Origin of the sequence: Roseateles asaccharophilus, from assembly GCF_004362405.1 — a bacterium.
GTDB classification, from domain to species: domain Bacteria; phylum Pseudomonadota; class Gammaproteobacteria; order Burkholderiales; family Burkholderiaceae_C; genus Kinneretia; species Kinneretia asaccharophila.
This window is the reverse complement of sequence record NZ_SNXE01000001.1, coordinates 917,875-936,500: the sequence shown is the minus strand read 5'-3', so window position 1 is coordinate 936,500 and position 18,626 is coordinate 917,875. Positions and strand designations below refer to the sequence as shown.

The 18,626-nt window shown below is 69.7% G+C and carries 14 protein-coding genes; 11 read left to right on the top strand and 3 right to left on the bottom strand.

Going from position 1 to position 18,626, the window contains the following annotated elements:
* Positions 1-120 precede the first annotated feature (120 nt).
* The 4 genes from glnE to DFR39_RS04110 all read left to right on the top strand — a co-directional run bounded on the left by glnE (position 121) and on the right by DFR39_RS04110 (position 5,205).
* On the top strand, positions 121-2,898 hold the full coding sequence (gene glnE, locus DFR39_RS04125) for a bifunctional [glutamate--ammonia ligase]-adenylyl-L-tyrosine phosphorylase/[glutamate--ammonia-ligase] adenylyltransferase (RefSeq protein WP_133602244.1): 2,778 nt from the start codon (positions 121-123) through the stop codon (positions 2,896-2,898).
* Positions 2,874-3,485, top strand: a complete 612-nt coding sequence (gene rrtA, locus DFR39_RS04120; RefSeq protein WP_133602243.1) for a rhombosortase — start codon at positions 2,874-2,876, stop codon at positions 3,483-3,485. Before glnE ends, rrtA begins: the two co-directional genes overlap by 25 nt.
* Before the next feature lie 7 nt (positions 3,486-3,492).
* Positions 3,493-4,392, top strand: a complete 900-nt coding sequence (locus tag DFR39_RS04115; protein WP_133602242.1) for a DMT family transporter — start codon at positions 3,493-3,495, stop codon at positions 4,390-4,392.
* Positions 4,393-4,500: 108 nt separating this feature from the next.
* Positions 4,501-5,205: a response regulator gene (locus DFR39_RS04110; protein WP_162849421.1), complete on the top strand. Its 705-nt coding sequence runs from the start codon at positions 4,501-4,503 to the stop codon at positions 5,203-5,205.
* Here DFR39_RS04110 and DFR39_RS04105 read toward each other — a convergent pair.
* Positions 5,169-5,798 carry a glutathione S-transferase C-terminal domain-containing protein gene (locus DFR39_RS04105; protein WP_133602240.1) on the bottom strand — a complete coding sequence of 210 codons (630 nt, stop codon included), beginning with the start codon at positions 5,796-5,798 and terminating at the stop codon, positions 5,169-5,171. The genes DFR39_RS04110 and DFR39_RS04105 overlap by 37 nt on opposite strands.
* A 219-nt stretch (positions 5,799-6,017) precedes the next feature.
* Here DFR39_RS04105 and DFR39_RS04100 point away from each other — a divergent pair, with 219 nt between their 5' ends.
* Positions 6,018-7,157, top strand: a complete 1,140-nt coding sequence (locus DFR39_RS04100) for a YjgN family protein (RefSeq protein ID WP_133602239.1) — start codon at positions 6,018-6,020, stop codon at positions 7,155-7,157.
* The gene (locus tag DFR39_RS04095) at positions 7,157-8,206 is read left to right on the top strand and encodes a M48 family metallopeptidase (RefSeq protein ID WP_133602238.1); all 1,050 of its coding nucleotides are present in this window, start codon (positions 7,157-7,159) and stop codon (positions 8,204-8,206) included. The genes DFR39_RS04100 and DFR39_RS04095 overlap by 1 nt, the downstream gene beginning before the upstream one ends.
* A 15-nt stretch (positions 8,207-8,221) precedes the next feature.
* On the opposite strand, the gene DFR39_RS04090 is transcribed toward DFR39_RS04095, so the two are convergent.
* The gene (locus tag DFR39_RS04090) at positions 8,222-9,493 is read right to left on the bottom strand and encodes an amidohydrolase family protein (protein ID WP_133602237.1); all 1,272 of its coding nucleotides are present in this window, start codon (positions 9,491-9,493) and stop codon (positions 8,222-8,224) included.
* A 124-nt stretch (positions 9,494-9,617) separates the two neighbouring features.
* On the opposite strand from DFR39_RS04090, the gene purB reads away from it, so the two are divergent.
* The 3 genes from purB to DFR39_RS04080 all read left to right on the top strand — a co-directional run bounded on the left by purB (position 9,618) and on the right by DFR39_RS04080 (position 13,319).
* On the top strand, positions 9,618-10,994 hold the full coding sequence (gene purB / locus DFR39_RS04085; protein WP_133602236.1) for an adenylosuccinate lyase: 1,377 nt from the start codon (positions 9,618-9,620) through the stop codon (positions 10,992-10,994).
* Positions 10,995-11,152: 158 nt separating this feature from the next.
* Positions 11,153-11,392, top strand: a complete 240-nt coding sequence (locus tag DFR39_RS20100; RefSeq protein WP_246030663.1) for a hypothetical protein — start codon at positions 11,153-11,155, stop codon at positions 11,390-11,392.
* A 7-nt stretch (positions 11,393-11,399) separates the two neighbouring features.
* The gene (locus tag DFR39_RS04080) at positions 11,400-13,319 is read left to right on the top strand and encodes a putative bifunctional diguanylate cyclase/phosphodiesterase (RefSeq protein ID WP_246030662.1); all 1,920 of its coding nucleotides are present in this window, start codon (positions 11,400-11,402) and stop codon (positions 13,317-13,319) included.
* Here the strand turns inward: DFR39_RS04080 and DFR39_RS19950 are convergent.
* Positions 13,304-14,251: a GNAT family N-acetyltransferase gene (locus tag DFR39_RS19950; RefSeq protein ID WP_211343786.1), complete on the bottom strand. Its 948-nt coding sequence runs from the start codon at positions 14,249-14,251 to the stop codon at positions 13,304-13,306. The genes DFR39_RS04080 and DFR39_RS19950 overlap by 16 nt on opposite strands.
* 101 nt (positions 14,252-14,352) lie before the next feature.
* Here DFR39_RS19950 and pyrF point away from each other — a divergent pair, with 101 nt between their 5' ends.
* Both pyrF and DFR39_RS04065 read left to right on the top strand, forming a co-directional pair.
* On the top strand, positions 14,353-15,180 hold the full coding sequence (gene pyrF, locus DFR39_RS04070; protein WP_133602235.1) for an orotidine-5'-phosphate decarboxylase: 828 nt from the start codon (positions 14,353-14,355) through the stop codon (positions 15,178-15,180).
* Between the two features lie 148 nt (positions 15,181-15,328).
* Positions 15,329-18,607 carry a PAS domain-containing hybrid sensor histidine kinase/response regulator gene (locus DFR39_RS04065; RefSeq protein ID WP_133602234.1) on the top strand — a complete coding sequence of 1,093 codons (3,279 nt, stop codon included), beginning with the start codon at positions 15,329-15,331 and terminating at the stop codon, positions 18,605-18,607.
* Positions 18,608-18,626 lie beyond the last annotated feature (19 nt).

The window sequence follows — 18,626 nt, the reverse complement described above, 5'->3', positions numbered from 1 at the left end:
GCAGAGATCGACAGGGGAAGATGGCATCACCGCCGGTGCCGCTTGCCTCGATGTTCTCGGTCTTGACGCAGCCCGGCACTCCCAGGTTGGCCGAGATTCTGGCACAGCGTGCCCCCTCACATGAGTTCGACCCAGCATCCCTTGCAGTCCCATCCGCCCGCCACGGCAGCCCAGGCCGAGCACAGCCGCTTTGTGCAGCGCATACGCCGCCGCTACGCTCAAGAGCTGACCCTGCTGCCGCCCGGCCTGCCGGACCTGGCCGGCATCCAGGCCCTGGTGGCTGAGCTGCAGGCGGGCGGTCGGGCGCTCGCCGCGGCCTTGCGCGTGGCACGCCAGCTGGTGCTGGAACGCCTGGCGGTGCTGGACGTGGAGCAGGGCTGCTCCATGGCCGACATCACCCTGGCCATGACCCATCTGGCCGAGGCCACCCTGGATCTGGCCCTGGCCGAGGCCCGCAAGGCCCAGGACGAGATCAACGGCCAGCCGCGCAATGCGGCGGGCGAGGTGATCGACTTCTGGGTCGTGGGCATGGGCAAGCTCGGTGCACGCGAGCTCAATGTGTCTTCGGACATCGACCTGATCTATGTCTATGACGACGAGGGGCAGACCGACGGCGCCAAACCCATCACCGCCCACGAGTACTTCGCCCTGGTGGCCAGGCGCCTCTATGCCCTGATCGGCGAGGTGACCGAGGACGGCCAGGTCTTCCGCGTGGACCTGGCCCTGCGGCCGAACGGCAACTCCGGCCCGCCGGTGGTAAGCCTGGCCATGCTGGAGGAATACTTTCTGGTGCAGGGCCGCGAGTGGGAACGCTTCGCCTGGCTCAAGAGCCGGGTGGTGGCGCCGCTGGACCCGGCCGCCAAGCAGCGCGCCCTGGCCCTGCGCAGCCTGGTGACGCCCTTCGTCTACCGCCGCTATCTGGACTACGGCGTGCTGGAGGGCCTGCGCCAGCTGCACCGCAAGATCCGCGACGAGGCCGGCCGCCGCGCCGCCGGGCGGCCCGAGCGCGCCAATGATGTGAAGCTCTCGCGCGGCGGCATCCGCGAGATCGAATTCACCGTGCAGCTGCTGCAGGTGGTGCGCGGCGGCCAGTTCCCCGAGATCCGCACCCGCTCCACGGTCAAGGCCCTGCGCCGCCTGGCCGCCCGCGGCCTGATGAAGCCGGACATGGCCGAGCAGCTGATCCAGGCTTATGAATTCCTGCGCCGGGTGGAGCACCGCATCCAGTATCTGGACGATCAGCAGACGCATTGCCTGCCCTGCGAGGATCGCGACCTCTCCTGGATCGCGCACAGCCTGGACCTCAAGCCAGGCTCCAGCCGCAGCGGCTGTGCGCCCGGGGTCTGCGAGCTGCTGGACCGGCTGTGCGAGGTGCGCGAGCTGGTGGCCACCGAGTTCGATGCCCTGCTGCACGACGGCCAGTCCCCCAAGCCCGGGGCCTGCAAGGGCGGCAACTGCGGCGGACCGGCCCTGCCGGTGGATGCCGAGGAATTTCTGGAAAAACTGCCGCCCGAGCTGGGTGAGGCGGTGCGTCGCTGGGCCCTGAGCCCCCGGGTGCAGGCCCTGCGCGAGGAATCGCGTTTGCGCCTGGCCAAGCTGGTGGGCCGCGCCGCCCAGGCCGTGCAGGAGCAGGAGTGCGAGCTGGCGGGGGCCCTGCGCTTTGTGGACTGGATCGAACCCCTGCTGCGCCGCGAGAGCTATCTGGCCCTGCTGGTGGAGCGGCCTGCCGTGCAGACGCGCCTGCTGCGCCTGCTGGGCCTGGCCCGCTGGCCCATGCGCTATCTGATGCTGCACCCCGGCGTGATCGATGAGCTGGCCGACACCCGGCTGCTGAGCCAGCGCTTCGAGGGCGCGGAGTTCATTGCCGATCTGCACGCCCGCCACGCGGCCTGGGAGCGCAGCGGCGAGGCCGACGAGGAAGCCCTGCTCGACACCCTGCGCCGCGCCCATCATGCGGAAGTCTTCCGCACCCTGGTGCGTGATGTGGAGCGACGCATCACCGTGGAGCAGGTGGCCGACGAACTCTCCGCCCTGGCCGACGCCACCCTGCAATGCGCCATCGACTGGGCCTGGGCACGCCTCAAGCAGGCCCACCGGCCGGCACCGCGCTTTGCCGTGGTGGCCTACGGCAAGCTGGGCGGCAAGGAGCTGGGCTATGGCAGCGACCTGGACGTGGTCTTCCTCTTTGACGACGAGGACGAAAACGCCCACGAGATCTACGCCGCCTTTGTGCGCAAGCTCATCACCTGGCTGACCCTGCGCACCGCGGCCGGCGAGCTCTTCGACATCGACACCGCCCTGCGCCCCAATGGCAACTCGGGTCTGCTGGTCACCTCGCTGCAGTCCTTCGAGAACTACCAGACCGGCCGCGGCAGCAACACCGCCTGGACCTGGGAGCACCAGGCCATCACGCGGGCGCGCTTCTGCGCCGGCGACCCCGCCCTGGCCGCACGCTTCGAAGGCGTGCGCCGGGCCGTGCTGACCGCACCGCGCGACGCCGCGGCCCTGCGTGCCGAGGTGCAGGCCATGCGCGAGAAGGTGCGGGGCGCGCGGCCGGTGCGTGCGGGCGAGTTCGAGCTCAAGCACAGCCCCGGCGGCATGATGGATGCCGAGTTCGCCCTGCAGTACCTGGTGCTGACCCAGGCCGCCGCACACCCGGAGCTGCAGGACAACGCCGGCACCATTGCCCTGCTGCAGCGGGCCGAGGCCGCCGGTCTGCTGCCCATGGGCGTGGGCCAGGCCGCGGCCGCGGCCTACCGCGAGCTGCGCCGTGCCCAGCACCGGGCGCGCCTGGATGAGCAGCCCACCTCCCTGCCCGAGGACCGCCTGGAAGCCCTGGATCTGGCGCGCCACCGCGATGCGGTGCTGGCCCTGTGGCACAGCGTCTTCCCGGGCTGAGCGCGCGGCGAGCGTCGGGCGCCTGGCCGGCCCTGGCCGCAGCCCTGGCCCTGCTGGCCCTGCTGGTCTGGCCCCTGCCCCGCAGCGGCCTGGACTGGCAGCCCGGCCTGGCCTGGCAAGAGCCCTGGCGCGCCTGGAGCGCCGCCGCCGTGCATCTGAGCCTGCAGCATCTGCTGGCCAATCTGGCCGGCTGTGCCGTGCTGGCCTGGGTGGGCTGGCGCGCCGCGCTGCCGCCGCGCGCCGCCCTGGCCTGGCTGCTGGCCTGGCCGCTCACCCAGCTGGGCCTGCTGCTGCTGGCCCCTTCCCTGCCACACTACGGCGGGCTCTCGGGCGTGCTGCATGCCGGCGCCGCCGTGCTGGGCCTGGCCCTGACGGCCGCCGGCCGCCCGGCGCGCGAGCGTCATATCGGGCTCGCCCTGCTGCTGGGTCTGGCCCTCAAGCTGGCGCTGGAGCAACCCCTGGGCACGCCGCTGCGCCAGGTGGAGGGCTGGGACATCGCCATCGCGCCCGCCGCCCATCTGAGCGGTGCGCTCGCCGGTGCGATCTGCGCGCTGCTGCTGCAGCGGTCGCCCGCGCGCCCGGCATGATGCGCAGATGAACCGCGACCAGCGCCACAGCCATCTCGACACCCGCGCCATCACCCTGCTGCTGGGCTGCTGCGTGCTCTGGGGCCTGAACCAGGTGGCGGCCAAGGCCGCGCTCAGCGAGATCACGCCGCTGTGGCAGGCCGGGCTGCGCTCGGCCGGCGCGGCCGTGCTGGTCTGGCTCTGGGCGCGCTGGCGCGGCATCGCCCTCTTCCAGCGCGACGGCACCCTGCCCGGCGGTTTGCTGGCCGGCGCCCTCTTCGCGGCCGAGTTCGCCTGCATTTTTGCGGGCCTGCAGTACACCACCGCCTCGCGCATGGTGGTCTTCATCTACCTCAGCCCCTTTGTGGTGGCCCTGGGCATGCCCTTCATCGCGCGCAGCGAGCGGCTCTCGCTGCGCCAGGCCGGCGGCCTGCTGCTCGCCTTTGGCGCCGTGGCCTGGGCCTTTGCCGAGGGCTTCGGCACCAAGAGCGGCTCCGAGCTGCAGTGGCTGGGCGACAGCCTGGGCCTGCTGGCCGCCCTGCTCTGGGGCGGCACCACCCTGGCAATCCGCGCCACGCGCCTGTCCAGCGCCAGCGCCGAGAAGACCTTGTTCTACCAGCTGGGCGTCTCGGGCCTGGCCCTGATGCTGGCGGCCTGGGCCCTGGGCGAGCCCTGGCCGACGGCCTGGAGCGCACGCCTAGCGGGTCTGCTGGGCTTCCAGACGGTGATCATCAGCTTTGCCAGCTATCTGCTGTGGTTCTGGCTGGTGCGTCACTACCCGGCCACCCGCCTGGCCAGCTTCACGCTCGCCACTCCGCTGTTCGGCCTGCTGGCCGGCGCCCTGCTGCTGGGCGAGCCCATCAGCGCGCGGCTGGGCCTCGCCCTGCTGGCCCTGGCCGCGGGCATCGTGCTGGTGAACAAGCGCTGAGACGCGAACGGATCCGTGCGCAGAGCGCGCAGCGTGACACACCCGGTCGCGGGATTGTCTCGTCACATGAAGTCGGGACAATCAGTACGCCATCCGAATCCCGTCCGCATGCCTTCCGTCTTTCTGCTCCGTCGCAACCGTCCCGCGCTGCTGAGTGCCCAACGCGCGCTCTTCGGAGCACCAGAGCAGGATCGGGCGATGCGCTGGACTTGCGTGGGCGCCAGCGACCGGCTCTACGAGGCACTGCCCCGTATCGCGGAGCTGGCCCCCGATGTGCTGGCCTGCGATCTGCGTCTGGCCGATGGTCATGTGCTGGCCCTGCTGCAGCGCCTGTCGACGCGGCCCCGGCCCCGCCTGCTGCTGCTCAGCAGTCTGGTCGACGACCCCCTGCTCTTCGAGGCCCTGGCCGCCGGAGCCCAGGGCTACTGGGTGGATGCGGGCGCCAGCGCCGGACTGGTGGAGGCCCTGACGGCCTGCCAGGGCGGCCAGGCTCCCATGTCGCCGGCCCTGGCCCGTCAGACGCTTGAGACCCTGGGGCTGCCGCGCAGCGAGCTGCTGCTGGCCCACAATGTGGCCGCCTCGCAAGACCTGGCCCCCGCAGTGCCGGGCGACATCAAGGGCCTGGCGCGCTGCGAGCAACATCTGCTGACCCTGGTCGCCCAGGGGCTGCTGATCGAGGAAATCGCCCAGCGCTGGCAGCTGCAAGTCAGCGAGATTGCGCGGCGCCTGGCCGACATCTACACCCTGCTGCAGCGCCGGCTCGCGCTGCGCCGGCCTCAGGCGGCGGGCGGCGCGGTATCGATGAAGCTCTGACGGGTGGACAGCTTGTCCAGCATGCGCGCCAGGTTGGGATAGGGCGTGCGCCAGTCCACGGCTGGGAAGCGGAAGTCCAGATAGGCCAGGGCGCAGCCCACGGCGATATCGGCGAGGGTGAAGTGATTGCCCGAACACCAGGCCTTTTCGCCCAGGCCCATGCTCATGGCCTTGAGGGCCGCCTGCAGCTTGCCCATCTGACGCTCCACCCAGGCCTCGCAGCGCTGCTCGGCCGTGCGACCGGCCCAGGTCTGCTCCAGCCGAGCGGCAATCGCCGCGTCCATCAGGCCATCGGCCAGGGCTTCCCAGGTGCGCACCTCGGTGCGCTCGCGGCCACGCTCGGGAATGAGCTTGCCCACGGGCGAGAGCGTGTCCACGTACTCGCAGATCACGCGCGAGTCGAAGACGGCGCCGCTGATCGAGTCCTGGCCTTCCATGACCAGGCAGGGCACCTTGCCCAGGGGGTTCATCTTGAGGATGTTGTCATTGCCCCAGACGTCTTCCAGCACGAACTGGTAGTCGAGCTTTTTCTCCGCCATCACGATGCGGACCTTGCGGACATAGGGGCTGGAGAGTGAACCGATGAGCTTCATGGGGTGATATTGCGGGCATGGCGCCTTGTTGTCGCGGATTCTAGCCAAGCACCTGTTGCGCCGCGGGCTGGACAAAGCGGCGCGGCTGGGGCATGCACATATCCCTCCAAGGGGGTCTTGTGAGGCGCGCTCGCGCCAACGAGACTGGCGCTCCGGCCCAGGTCATCGCCCTCGTGGCTTCCCCACGGCCACATCGCACAAGCTCTGGACCACTCACCCATGCATGACACCTCCCTGTTCGGCCCCAGCAGCCAGAACCCGGCCCGCTATTTCCGCGTCGAATTCACAGGTTCGGGCAGCGAGTACTTCCGCATCTGGATCGTCAATCTGCTGCTGATCATCCTCACCCTGGGCCTGTACCTGCCCTTCGCCAAGGCGCGCCGCCTGCGCTACTTCTACAGCAACACCCTGATCAATGGCCAGGCCCTGAGCTTCCACGGCGATCCCTGGAAGATGTTTCGCGGCTTTGTGCTGCTGGCCCTGCTGATGGGCAGCTACGCCCTGGCCGGTCAGCTCTCGGCCCTGGCCGGCGCGCTGGCCTTTCTGATCCTGTGCGCGATCTGGCCGGCCCTGTGGCGCGCCGGGCTGCAGTTCCGCCTGGCCCATACCAGCTGGCGCGGTCTGCGCATGCGCTTCGAGGGCAATCTGGCCGGCGCCTATCTGGCCTTTGCCCCGCTCTACCTGCCGGCGCTGCTGATGCTGCTGGTCGGCACGATCTGGGCACCTGCCCTGCAGGAAGGCCCGGCCGAGTTCGCCGCCCCGCAGGCCCTGATGCTCGTGGCCCTGGGCCTGGGCGTTGTGCTCCTGCCCCTGAGCCTCTACCTGATCAAGCGCTACCAGCATGGCCACTACGCCATGGCGGCCCAGCGCAGCTATCTGAAGGCCGGCCCCGGCGACTTCTATCGGCTGGCGCTGAAGGCTCTGGGCCTGCTACTGCTCTGCCTGGCCCTGTTCGCCGGCCTGGTGACGCTGAGCATGGGCCTGCGCAGCATCTTGCTCTTTGTGCTGCTGGCCCTGGCCTTCTACCTTGGCCTGGGCCTGCTGATCGGCCCCTATCTGGGGGCGCGCCTGCAGAACCTGGTCTGGAACCGCACGCGCAGCGAGGAGCTGCGCTTTGACAGCGATCTCAGCGCCCGGGCCCTGATCAAGCTGAGTCTGAAGAACTGGCTGCTGACCCTGATCACCCTGGGCCTGTACCGTCCCTTCGCCGCCGTCCACACCGCCCGCCTGCGCCTGGAGGCCGTGCGTGTGCGCGTGCAGGGCGAGCTGGACGCCTGGGTGGCGGAGCAGAGCCTGCAACAGCCCGACGCCGCCGGCGAGGCCGCGGGGGACTTCTTCGGCATCGATATGGGCCTGTGATGCCGCAGTCCCGGGCGGGCCCTAGCCCCAGGCTGTGCCTGCAGTACTTTGACGGGCGCCATGCCCGGGTGCAGCGCGCCGAGATCTGGCGCGAGGGCCAGGAGCTGCTGCTGCAGCCCGAGCTCGGGGCGCTCCAGCGCCATGCCCTGCGCCGGGTGCAGTGGCCCGAGCGCCAGCGCCACGGCCAGCGCCAGGTCTTGCTACCCGACGGCGGCGTGCTCAGCTGCACCCAGGCCGCCGACTGGGACCGCTGGGCCCGCGCCTCCGGCCTGCGGGAGTCCATGGCCGTGCATTGGGCACAAAGCTGGCGCCTCACGCTGACCGCGGGGCTGCTTCTGGTCGCACTGCTGGCCCTGCTGTGGTGGCAAGGTCTGCCCCTGGCGGCTCGCAGCCTGAGCGAGGCCGTGCCGGCGAGGCTGGAAGCTCAGCTGGGTGAACGCACGCTGGACGGCCTGGATGGCCTGCTGCTCATGCCCAGCGCCCTGCCTGCCTCGCAGCAGGCCGCCATCGCCGCGGACTTTGCCGCCCGGCTGACGCGCGCGCGTGAGCGTGGCGAATCCTGGCCGGAGTACCAGCTGCTCTTTCGCGCCGCTAGCCCGAGCCTGGGGCCCAATGCCCTAGCCCTGCCGGGCGGGCAAATCGTGCTCACGGATGCCCTGGTCCATTTGCTGGCCGACCAGCCCGACGCCCTGGCCGGCGTGCTGGCCCATGAACTCGGGCATGTGCGGGGCCGCCACGGTCTGCGGATGACGGTGCAGGCCGGTCTGGCCAGCGCCTTGGGCGCCCTGATGCTGGGCGACTTCTCGGGTGTGCTGGCCTCGGCCCCGGCCCTGCTGCGCAGCCAGGCCTATTCGCGCGAGCTGGAACAGGAGGCCGATGCGGCCGCCCTGCAGCTGCTGCGGGGCGATGGCCGCGACCCACGCGTCATGCTGGTCTTCTTTGATCGCATCGAGCGGCAGCACCCCGAGCAGCGTTCATCGGTCTGGGCCACGGCGATTGCCAGCCACCCCAGCGGTGAGCAGCGGCGGCGCTTCTTCGGCGGCGAGTGAGGCGCCGAGCCCGGCTCAGCGCGCCAGGGTCCAGTCCACCGTGGCCGGGCGGCCGGGCAGGCTGAGCTGGGCCGTGGCGGGCGCGCAGCGGCTCAAGACCCGGCCCCCGCGCACCACCAGCAGGCGCTGGGCGCGCAGGCGCACGGCCTCCACCGGATCGCGCGCCTGCAGCAGCACGAAGTCGGCCTTGCAGCCGGGCGCTAGGCCATAACCCTCCAGGCCCAGGATGCGCGCGTTGTTGACCGTGACCGCCTCGAAGCAGGCCCGCATGCCAGCTTGCGATGTCATCTGCGCCACATGCAGGCCCATGGCCGCCACCTCCAGCATGTCGCCGCTGCCCAGCGAGTACCAGGGGTCCATCACGCAGTCGTGGCCGAAGCCCACGTTCACGCCCGCGGCCAGCAGCTCGGGCACGCGGGTCATGCCGCGGCGCTTGGGATAGCTGTCGTGCCGGCCCTGCAGGGTGATGTTGATGAGCGGGTTGGCCACCGCATGCAGCTGGCTTTCCGCCATCAGCGGGATCAGCTTGGAGACGTAGTAGTTGTCCATGGAATGCATGGACGTGAGATGGGAGCCGGTGACCCGGCCCTGCAGGCCCAGGCGCCGGGTCTCATAGGCCAGGGTCTCGACATGGCGGGACAGGGGGTCATCGCTCTCGTCGCAGTGCATGTCCACCCTCAGGCCGCGCTCGGCGGCCAGCTCGCACAGCAGGGTCACGCTGGCGGTGCCATCCGCCATCGTTCGCTCGAAATGCGGAATACCACCCACCACGTCCACGCCCAGGTCCAGGGCGCGCTTGAGGTTCTCCAGCGCGCCCGGCGCGCGCAGCACGCCGTCCTGCGGGAAGGCCACCAGCTGCAGGTCCAGATAGGGCTTCACGCGCTCGCGCACATGCAAGAGGGCCTCCACGGCCAGCAGGCGCGGGTCGCAGATGTCCACATGGGAGCGGATGGCCAGCAGGCCCTTGGCCACCGCCCAGTCGCAATAGGCCAGGGCACGCTCGACCAGGGCTTCCTGCGTCAGCAGGAGCTTGAGCTCGCCCCACAGCGCGATGCCCTCCAGCAGGGTGCCGCTCTGGTTGACCCGGGGCAGGCCGTAGCTGAGCGTGGCGTCCATATGGAAATGGGCGTCCACAAAGGGCGGGCTCAGCAGCCAGCCCTGGCCGTCGATGATGTCCACCCCCTCGGGTGCGCTCAGCTGGGGGCCCAGCGCGGCGATGCGGCCCTCTTGCACCAGAAGGTCCTGGCCGCGGCGGCCATCGGGCAGACAGATATTGCGGATCAGCATGGGACAGGCAGGAGCGCGGGCACGGCGCCCGCTGCCAGCCATGGTACGCAGGGCGGGCCGGGCCGGATAAAATCCGCGGGTTTGCCCCAAGCCTGTGCGGCCCTCGCTCCGCGCCCAAGCCATCATGACCTCTTCCGCCTTCTCCAGCATCAGTGCCCTCTCGCCCCTGGATGGCCGCTACGCGTCGCGCGTGGCCGCGCTGCGTCCGCTGCTCTCCGAGTTCGGCCTGATGCACCGCCGCGTGCAGGTCGAGGTGGAGTGGTTCATCGCCCTCTCGGACGCCGGTTTTGCCGAGTTCAAGCCCCTGAGCGAGGCCGCCCGCGGCCTGCTGCGCGGCCTGGTGACACGCTTCTCCGAAGCCGATGCCCAGGCCATCAAGGACATCGAGAAGACCACCAACCACGACGTCAAGGCCGTGGAGTACTGGCTCAAGTCGCGTTTCGAAGGCAATGCGGAGCTCAAGGCCGCCGGCGAGTTCGTGCACTTCGCCTGCACCAGCGAGGACATCAACAACACCAGCCACGGCCTGATGCTCAAGGCCGCGCGCGAGCAGGTGATGCTGCCCACCCTGGACCGCATCGTGGACAAGCTGTCCGGCATGGCCCACGCCCTGGCCGCCGTGCCCATGCTCAGCCGCACCCATGGCCAGACCGCCAGCCCCAGCACCGTGGGCAAGGAGATCGCCAATGTGGTGGCGCGCCTGGCGCATGCGCGCGCCCGCATCGCCGACGTCAAGCTGCTGGCCAAGATGAACGGCGCCGTGGGCAACTACAACGCCCACCTCAGCGCCTGGCCCGAGCATGACTGGGAGACCTTCAGCCGCCGGGTGATCGAGCAGCAGCTGGGCCTGACGTTCAACCCCTACACCATCCAGATCGAGCCGCATGACTACATGGCCGAGCTGTTCGACGCCTTCACCCGCGCCAACACCATCCTGATCGACTGGTCGCGCGATGTCTGGGGCTATATCTCCCTGGGCTACTTCAAGCAGCGCACGGTGGCTGGCGAGATCGGCAGCTCCACCATGCCGCACAAGGTCAACCCCATCGACTTCGAGAACGCCGAGGGCAACTTCGGCCTGGCCAATGCCCTGCTGAGCCATCTGAGCCAGAAGCTGCCCATCAGCCGCTGGCAGCGCGACCTGACCGACTCCACGGTGCTGCGCAATATGGGCGTGGCCCTGGGCTATGCCCTCTTGGGCTATGAATCCCTGCTCAAGGGTCTGGACAAGCTGGAGGTCAACGAGGCTGCCCTGGCCGCCGACCTGGACAGCGCCTGGGAAGTGCTGGCCGAGCCCATCCAGACCGTGATGCGCCGCTACGCCCTGCCCAACCCCTATGAGCGCCTGAAGGAGCTGACCCGCGGCAAGGCCATCACCCGCGAGTCCATCCAGGCCTTCATCCAGACCCTGGAACTGCCCGAGGCCGAGAAGCAACGCCTGCTGGCCATGAGCCCGGGGGACTACACCGGCAAGGCTGCCGAGCTGGCTCGCCGGGTCTGAGCGCCCGACCACGGGGCACGTGGCGGCGAGGCCGCAGCGTGCCCCAGCTCCGGGCAGGACGGGCCGGAATCGCCCACAATCGCTGCATCCCAGCCTGACGCCACCGGATGCACAGCCACGTTGCCACGCCCCCCGCACAGCCCGGCATGAGTACAAGCATGCAGGCGGAACGCGAGCGCGATCTGCTGCTGCAGTTCGCCGGCGTAGGCATCGTCTATGTGCGCCAGCGCATGCTGCTGCGCTGCAACGAGCGCTATGCCGAAATCTTCGGCTACCCCAACCCCCAGCACATCGAGGGCTGCAGCGCGCTGGAGATCTACCCCAGCGAGGCCGACTACAAGCAGCTGGGTGCCGAGGCCTACCCACGCCTGGCCGAGGGGGGGCAGCTACAAGTCTGAGCGCCTGATGAGGCGGCGCGGCGGCCAGCTCTTCTGGTGCAGCCTCACCGGCCGCCTGATTGATCCCGCCCATCCGGAGGCCGGCTCGATCTGGATCGTGGACGATATCGACGACCGCAAGCGTGCCGAAGCGGGCCTGGCCCAGCTGATGCTGGAGCAGCAGCTGATCTTCGACCACGCCATGGTGGGCATCGTCTTCCTCAAGGACCGGCGGGTGACGCGCTGCAACCGGGCTTTCGAGCAGCTCTTCGGCTACGCGCCCGGCGAGCTCAACGGCCTGAGCTCGCGCAGCTGGTATCTGGACGACGAGGGTTGGGAGCAGGCCGGCCGGGACTGCTATGCGCCCTTCAGCGAGGGGCGCGCCTTCCAGGGCGAGATGATGCTGGCCCGTAAGGACGGCAGCCCCGTCCATTGCGAGGTGCGCAGCAAGGCCATCGAGCCCTCGGACCTGTCCCAGGGCTCAATCTGGATCACCATGGACATCAGCGCCCGCAAGCAGGCCGAGGCAGCCGTGCTGCAGGCCAAGGCCGAGCTGGAGGCCCTGGTGCAGGAACGCACACAGCAGCTCAGCCAGACCGTGCAGGCCCTGGAGGACAAGATCCGCGAGCAGCATGCGGCCGAGGCCCGCATCCAGAGCCTGGCCCATTTCGACTCGCTCACCGGCCTGCCCAACCGCCTGCTGCTCAAGGAACGCGCCGAGCAGGCCCTGGAGATCGCCCGCCGGCAGGGGCATCAGCTGGCCCTGATGTTCCTGGACCTGGACCACTTCAAGCGGGTCAATGACTCGCTGGGGCATCGGGTCGGGGATGTGCTGCTGCGCCAGCTGGCCCAGCGCCTGCGCAGCGCCTTGCGCGAGCCCGATACCGTGGCACGGCTTGGCGGCGACGAGTTCGTGATGGTGCTGCCCGACACCGATGCACAGGGCGCCGCCCATGTGGCGCGCAAGCTGCTGGGCCTGTGCGCCGAACCCTTTGTGGTGGAGCAGCATGAGCTGAGCACCTCACCGTCCATCGGCATTGCCATCTTTCCCGAGGACGGTCAGGACTTCGACACCCTGTGCGCCAGCGCCGATGTGGCCATGTACCGCGCCAAGCGCGATGGCCGCAACGCCGCCCGCTTCTTCACCGCCGAGATGCAGGCGCAGACCCTGCGCGCCCTGACGCTGGAGAACGCCCTGCGCCGCGCCCTGGAGCGCGAGCAGCTGCATCTGTGCTACCAGCCGCAGGTGGAGCTGGAGCGGGGGCTGATCACGGGCGCCGAAGCCCTGCTGCGCTGGGAACACCCCGAGCTGGGATCGGTCTCGCCCACCGAGTTCATCCCGGTGGCGGAGAGCTGCGGCCTGATCCTGCCCATGGGCGAATGGGTGATCCGCGAGGCCACGCGACAGATCCGGCAATGGATGGCGCAGGGACTGGGGCCGGTGAAGGTGGCGGTGAACCTGTCCTCGGTGCAGTTCCGCCATCTGGAGCTGCCCCAGCTGATCGATCAGATCGTCAAGCAGGCCGGCATTGATCCGGCCCTGCTGGAGCTGGAACTGACCGAGGGCATGGCCATGCTGGAGCCGCAGCGCGCCATCGAGACCATGCGCGAGTTGCACCGGCGCGGCCTACAGCTGGCCATGGACGACTTCGGTACCGGCTACTCCTCGCTGAGCTATCTGAAGAAGTTCCCGGTCTACAAGCTCAAGATCGATCAGAGCTTTGTGCGCGACCTTACCGAGGACCCGGAGGACCGGGCCATCGTCGCCGCCATCATCAGCATGGCCACCAGCCTGGGCCTGCAGACCCTGGCCGAGGGCGTCGAGACCCAGGGCCAGCTGGACATCCTGCGCCAGCAGGGCTGCCGCGAAGCCCAGGGCTGGCTCTTCGGCCGCCCGCTGCGCGCCCCCGACTTCGCCGCCCTGCTGGCGGCTCAGCGCACCGGCTGAACGGGTGCGGCATCGTCCTCCCAGACCAGGGAGGCAATGCGCCAGCGCCCCTGCTCACACAGCAGCTGCAGGCCCTTGCGGCCCTCGCCACCATAGGGCTGACCATCCAGCAGGCCCTGTTTGCGATAGCGCATCCAGACCTGGGCCAGCCCCCCGGCCTGGCGCACCTCGGGGGGCTGGCTCATCTGCTCATGAAACTCACGCAGCCGCCCGCCCGGCATCAGCAGGGTGGCGCGAGGCGGCAGGAACTGGCGCAGATCCATGTGCTGGGACAAGCCGCCGTTCAACACATGGATGCGCGCATCCTCGGCAAACAGGGCCGGCAAGGCGGCCAGGGGCGGCAGGGCCCCGCCGCGGTTGTCAAAGGCGGCCCAGAAGCGCGCCAGCAGCCCCTCCAGGCCCGCGGGCCAGGGCGAGGGCTCAGGCCGGCGCCAGCGATACAGACGCGAGGGCTCGTCGTAGGCCTCGGTGGACTGCAAGCCCTCGTCAACAAAGCCGATGTCCAGCAAGAGCCGCCCCGAGTCCTGGTTGTGGGGCGCCGTGGTGGCCAGCAACTCATCCAGATCCAGGACTCGACGGGCGTAGTCCAGGCAGGCACGGGCCGCCTCGCGGGCATAGCCTTGACCCCAGTACCGGCGCAGCAAGGCATAGCCCAGGTCCGGCAGGGGGAGGCCGGGGCGGTGGATCAGACCGCACAGGCCCAGCGGCACCCCGTCCCCGCGACGCTCCACGAGCCAGAAGCCCTGCCCCTGCCGCCAGTAGACGGGCAGCAGCTTGTCCTCGATCCAGGCCCGGGCTCCGGCCTCGTCACGCACCCCGGCATCCGAGATATTGGCCTTCCAGGCCGGCTCATTGATCAGCTCCAGCGCGAACGCGGCATCCGCGGGCTCAAACCAGCGCAGCCGCAGACGCTCGCTCTCCATGACCTGCATGGTGTCCCCTCCCCTGCCTGAGGCCCAAGACTCATCAAATCCGGGTAAAAGCAGGACAATACGCCACCTCAACCCGCCCTGACCTCGGTCGCAACCCGCCCATGAATTTCATCCAGCAGCTCTCCAAGGCCGAACAGCTCAACGACTCGATGCTTTGCGTGGGGCTGGATCCGGAGCCGGGCAAGTTTCCCGGCGCCTGGAAGGGCGATGCGGGCCGCATCTACGACTTCTGCGCCGCCATCGTGGACGCGACCAAGGACCTGGTCAGCGCCTTCAAACCCCAGATCGCCTACTTCGCCGCCCACCGCGCCGAGGACCAGCTCGAGCGCCTGATGGCCCACATCAAGCGCGTGGCGCCCGGCGTGCCGGTGATCCTGGACGCCAAGCGCGGCGATATCGGCTCCACCGCCGAGCAGTACGCCAAGGAAGCCTTCGAGCGCTACCAGGCCGATGCCGTGACCGTCTCGCCCTTTATGGGCTTCGACTCCGTCGAACCCTATCTGCGCTACCCCGACAAGGGCGTGATCCTGCTGTGCCGCACCTCGAACGCCGGCGGCAATGACTGGCAGATGCAGCGCCTGGCCGATGTGCCGGGCCAGCCCCGCCTGTTCGAGCACCTGGCCCATCTGGCCCAGACCCAGTGGAACAAGAACGGCCAGCTGGGCCTGGTGGTGGGCGCGACCTACCCCGAGGAGATCGCCCGGGTGCGCGAGCTGGCGCCCAGCCTGCCCCTGCTGATCCCGGGCGTGGGCGCCCAGGGTGGCGACGCCGCGGCCACCGTCAAGGCCGGCTGGCGTGCCGGCGGCCCCATCATCGTCAACAGCTCGCGCGCCGTGCTCTACGCGGGAGCGAGCTTGGAAGACTTTGCCAGCGCAGCCCGGCGTGCTGCTCAGGCCACCCGAGAGCAGCTACAGACCGCCCGTGGCTAAAGATTGCTGGCGAGAACTATTCCTCAGTTGGTCGCATCGGCTGCGAACAACCCCGGCTTTGAGGGGCTGAACGGATGTTCAGCCGGTCGGTTTCTGGCGGAGACTGCGGACCTTTCATGAGCCAAGGCCCTTTGTGCGCGCCAGCCCCGTGAGCAAGGACATACCCGACGATCTGAGCAGCCTGGTTGGGCAGGATCTGGAGCCCAACGGCCCCCAGGGCCGTCTGGTACTGCGCGTGCAGCAGCATGCGCGCCCCCTGCTGCTGGGCAGCGGCAGCCTGCTGTGCACCCTGACCGGCATTCTGCTCTGGCTGGGGCGCGCCCCCGGCGAGCCGCTGCACGGCCTGCTGCCGCCCCTGCTGGCCTGGGGCATTGCCCTGCTGTCGGCCCTGGGGCTGTGGCGGCTGCGCGCTCTCGTGACCGACAGCTTCGCCCTGCTGCTGATGGCGCTGATCACGCTCTTGCCGGTGTGCATCGCCCTGTCGCGGCAGCAGGGCCTGTCCAGCATCGGTCTGGGCTTGCTGGGCCTCATGGTGGCCCTGGCCACGCTGCTGCAGGGCCCGCGTGGCGGCCTGCCCATCTTCGGTCTGGCCCTGCTGGGCCTGGGCGGCCTGAGCTGGGCCGAGCTCGATGGCTGGGGCCCGCCCGGCGCCCCCCAGCTGGGTTCACGGCTGGCCGCCCACCTGATGATGCTGTTCGGTGGCCTGGTAACAGGTCTTGCCGCCACCCGCATGCTGGGTCACTCCCTGCGCGAGGCCGGTGAGCGCAATGCGCGCTTCCGCCACCTGCTGTCCATGGCCGCCGACTGGTACTGGGAAATGGACCGCGAGTTCCGCTTCACCCACCTGGCCGAGGCCGCGGACAAGCGCTCCGGTCTGGAGCTGGACAAGCGTCTGGGCAAGACCCCCTGGGAAATTGCCGATATGGGTCTGAGCGACGAGGAGATGGACGCACACCGTGCGGACCTGGAGGCCCGTCGCGCCTTCCACGGCCTGGTGGCCCGGCGCCGCGCGCCGGATGGCAGCCTGCGCTTCGTCTCCATCAGCGGGGAGCCGCGCTTCGACAGCCAAGGCAGCTTTCGCGGCTACTGGGGCGTAGGTCGCGACGTGACGCACGAGGTCCAGGCCGAGCAGGCCGTGACCGCCACCGAGACCCGCTACCGCGAACTCTTCCGTCGCTCGCCCAGCCCCTTGGTGCTGCACCGCTGGGGCCGTGTGCTGGACGCCAACCCGGCCGCCATGGCCATGTTCGGCTACACCCAGCGCTCCAGCATGATCGGTCAGGACCTGTTCTCGCACTACGAGCCCGGCGACGACGAACGCGCCCGCCAGCGCGCCGCCAAGCTGGAGAGCCTGCCCGTGGGCGGCATGCTGCCCATGGCCGAGTTCCGCCTGCGCACGCTCTCACGCCGCCGCCGGCTGGTACAGGCCACCAGCGTGCGCGTGGATGCCACGGCCGGCCCGGCCACCCTGTCCTTCTTCATTGACCAGACCGAGCAAAGCCGCGCCCAGGAGGCCCTGCGCCGCAGCGAGGGCCTGCTCTCGCATCTGGTGGCCACCAGCCCCGATGTGATCACCCTCACCGAGATGGAGTCCGGCCGCTTTGCCATGGTCAACAAGACCTTCGAGCGGCTCTCGGGCTACAGCACCGAGGAGGTGCTGGGGCGCAGCTCCGAAGATCTGGGGCTGTGGCAGCGGGCCGGCGAGCGCGAGCGCGTGATCCAGGGCGTGCGGGAGATGGGCCGCGTCACCGAGGTTCCAGCCAATTTCGTGACCAAGAGCGGCGACGTGGTCTCCATGGTGCTCTCAGCCGCCCCCTTCAATATGGATGGCCAGGCCTATCTGGTCATCAATGCCCGCGATGTGACCGAGAGCGAGCGCACCCGCCTCGTGCACGCGGCCATTCTGCAGAACGCCTCCATCGGCATCGCGCTCACCCGCGACCAGCACTTCGTGCAGGCCAACCCCCTGGTGGAGCAGATGTTCGGCTGGCCGCCGGGCGGCCTGATCGGCCAGCACGGCTCCGTGGTCTGGCCAGGTCCCGAGGCCTATGCCGCGGCCGGCGAGGAAATCGGCCAGCGCCTGGCCTTTGGCGAGCAGGTCGAGGTGGAGCGCCCCATGCGCCGGCGCGATGGTTCCACCTTTCTGTGCCGCATTCTGGCCAAGGCCGTGGATCCAGACCACCCCAGTCGCGGCGGCACCATCTGGATCATGGAGGACGTGACCGAGAAGCGCCGCGTCGAAGCCGCCCTGGCCCAGGCCAAGGACGAGGCCCAGGCCGCCAACCGGGCCAAGAGCGCCTTCCTGGCCAATACCAGCCACGAGATTCGCACCCCGCTCAACGGCCTGCTGGGTCTGGCCCGCATGCTGCAGCAGCCCGATCTGGACGATGGCACCCGCCGCCAATATCTGGACCAGATGCTGGACAGCGCCGAGAGCCTCTCGGGCCTGATCTCGGACATCCTGGACCTCTCCAAGATCGAGGCCGGCCGCCTGACCCTGGAGTCCGTGCCCTTTGCCCTGCGCGACATGCTGGCCACCATGCGCATGGCCTATCTCACCCTGGCCCAGGCACGCGGTCTGGGCTTCCGCATCGATGTGGACGAGGCCGTGCCCGCCTGGGTGGTGGGCGACCCGGTGCGCACGCGGCAGATTCTCTCCAACTACCTCACCAATGCCCTCAAGTTCACCGAGAGCGGCTCGGTGGCGGTGCGGGTGCGCCAGCTCGACGAGGAACGCCTGCGCATCGAGGTCAGCGACACCGGGCCCGGCATCGCGCCGGCCATGCAGGCACGCCTGTTCCAGCCCTTCACCCAGGCTGATGAATCCACCACACGCCGCTACGGCGGCACGGGCCTGGGCCTGTCCATCTGCCGCGAACTGGCCGGCCTGATGGGCGGCACGGTGGGCGTGGAGAGCACACCCGGCCAGGGCTCCACCTTCTGGGCCGAGCTGCCCCTGCCCGGCACGGCCACCCCCATCAGCACCCAGCTGCGCGAGGCCCGCGACAACCAGGACCTGCAGGGCCTGCGCGTGCTGATGGTGGAGGACAACCCGGTGAACATGATGATCGCCGTGGCCCTGCTGGAGCAGTGGGGCCTGGAAGTCTCCCAGGCCAGCGACGGCGCCCAGGCCGTGGAAGCCATCAACGCCCAGGCCAGCATGGGCAAGCCCTTTGATGCGGTACTGATGGATGTGCAGATGCCCGTGATGAGTGGCCATGAAGCCACGCGCCAGATCCGGCGGCGCTTCAGCGCCGAGGCCCTGCCCATCGTGGCCCTGACGGCCGCCGCCCTCCTCTCCGAGCGCGAGGAGGCTCAGGCGGCCGGCATGAACGACTTCCTGACCAAGCCCATCGACGCCCTGCGCTTGCGCGCGACGCTGGTGCGCCTGATCGGGCACCACGACAACGACCAGCGGCGGTCCTAGAGCGCCTGCGCGGCGCCGT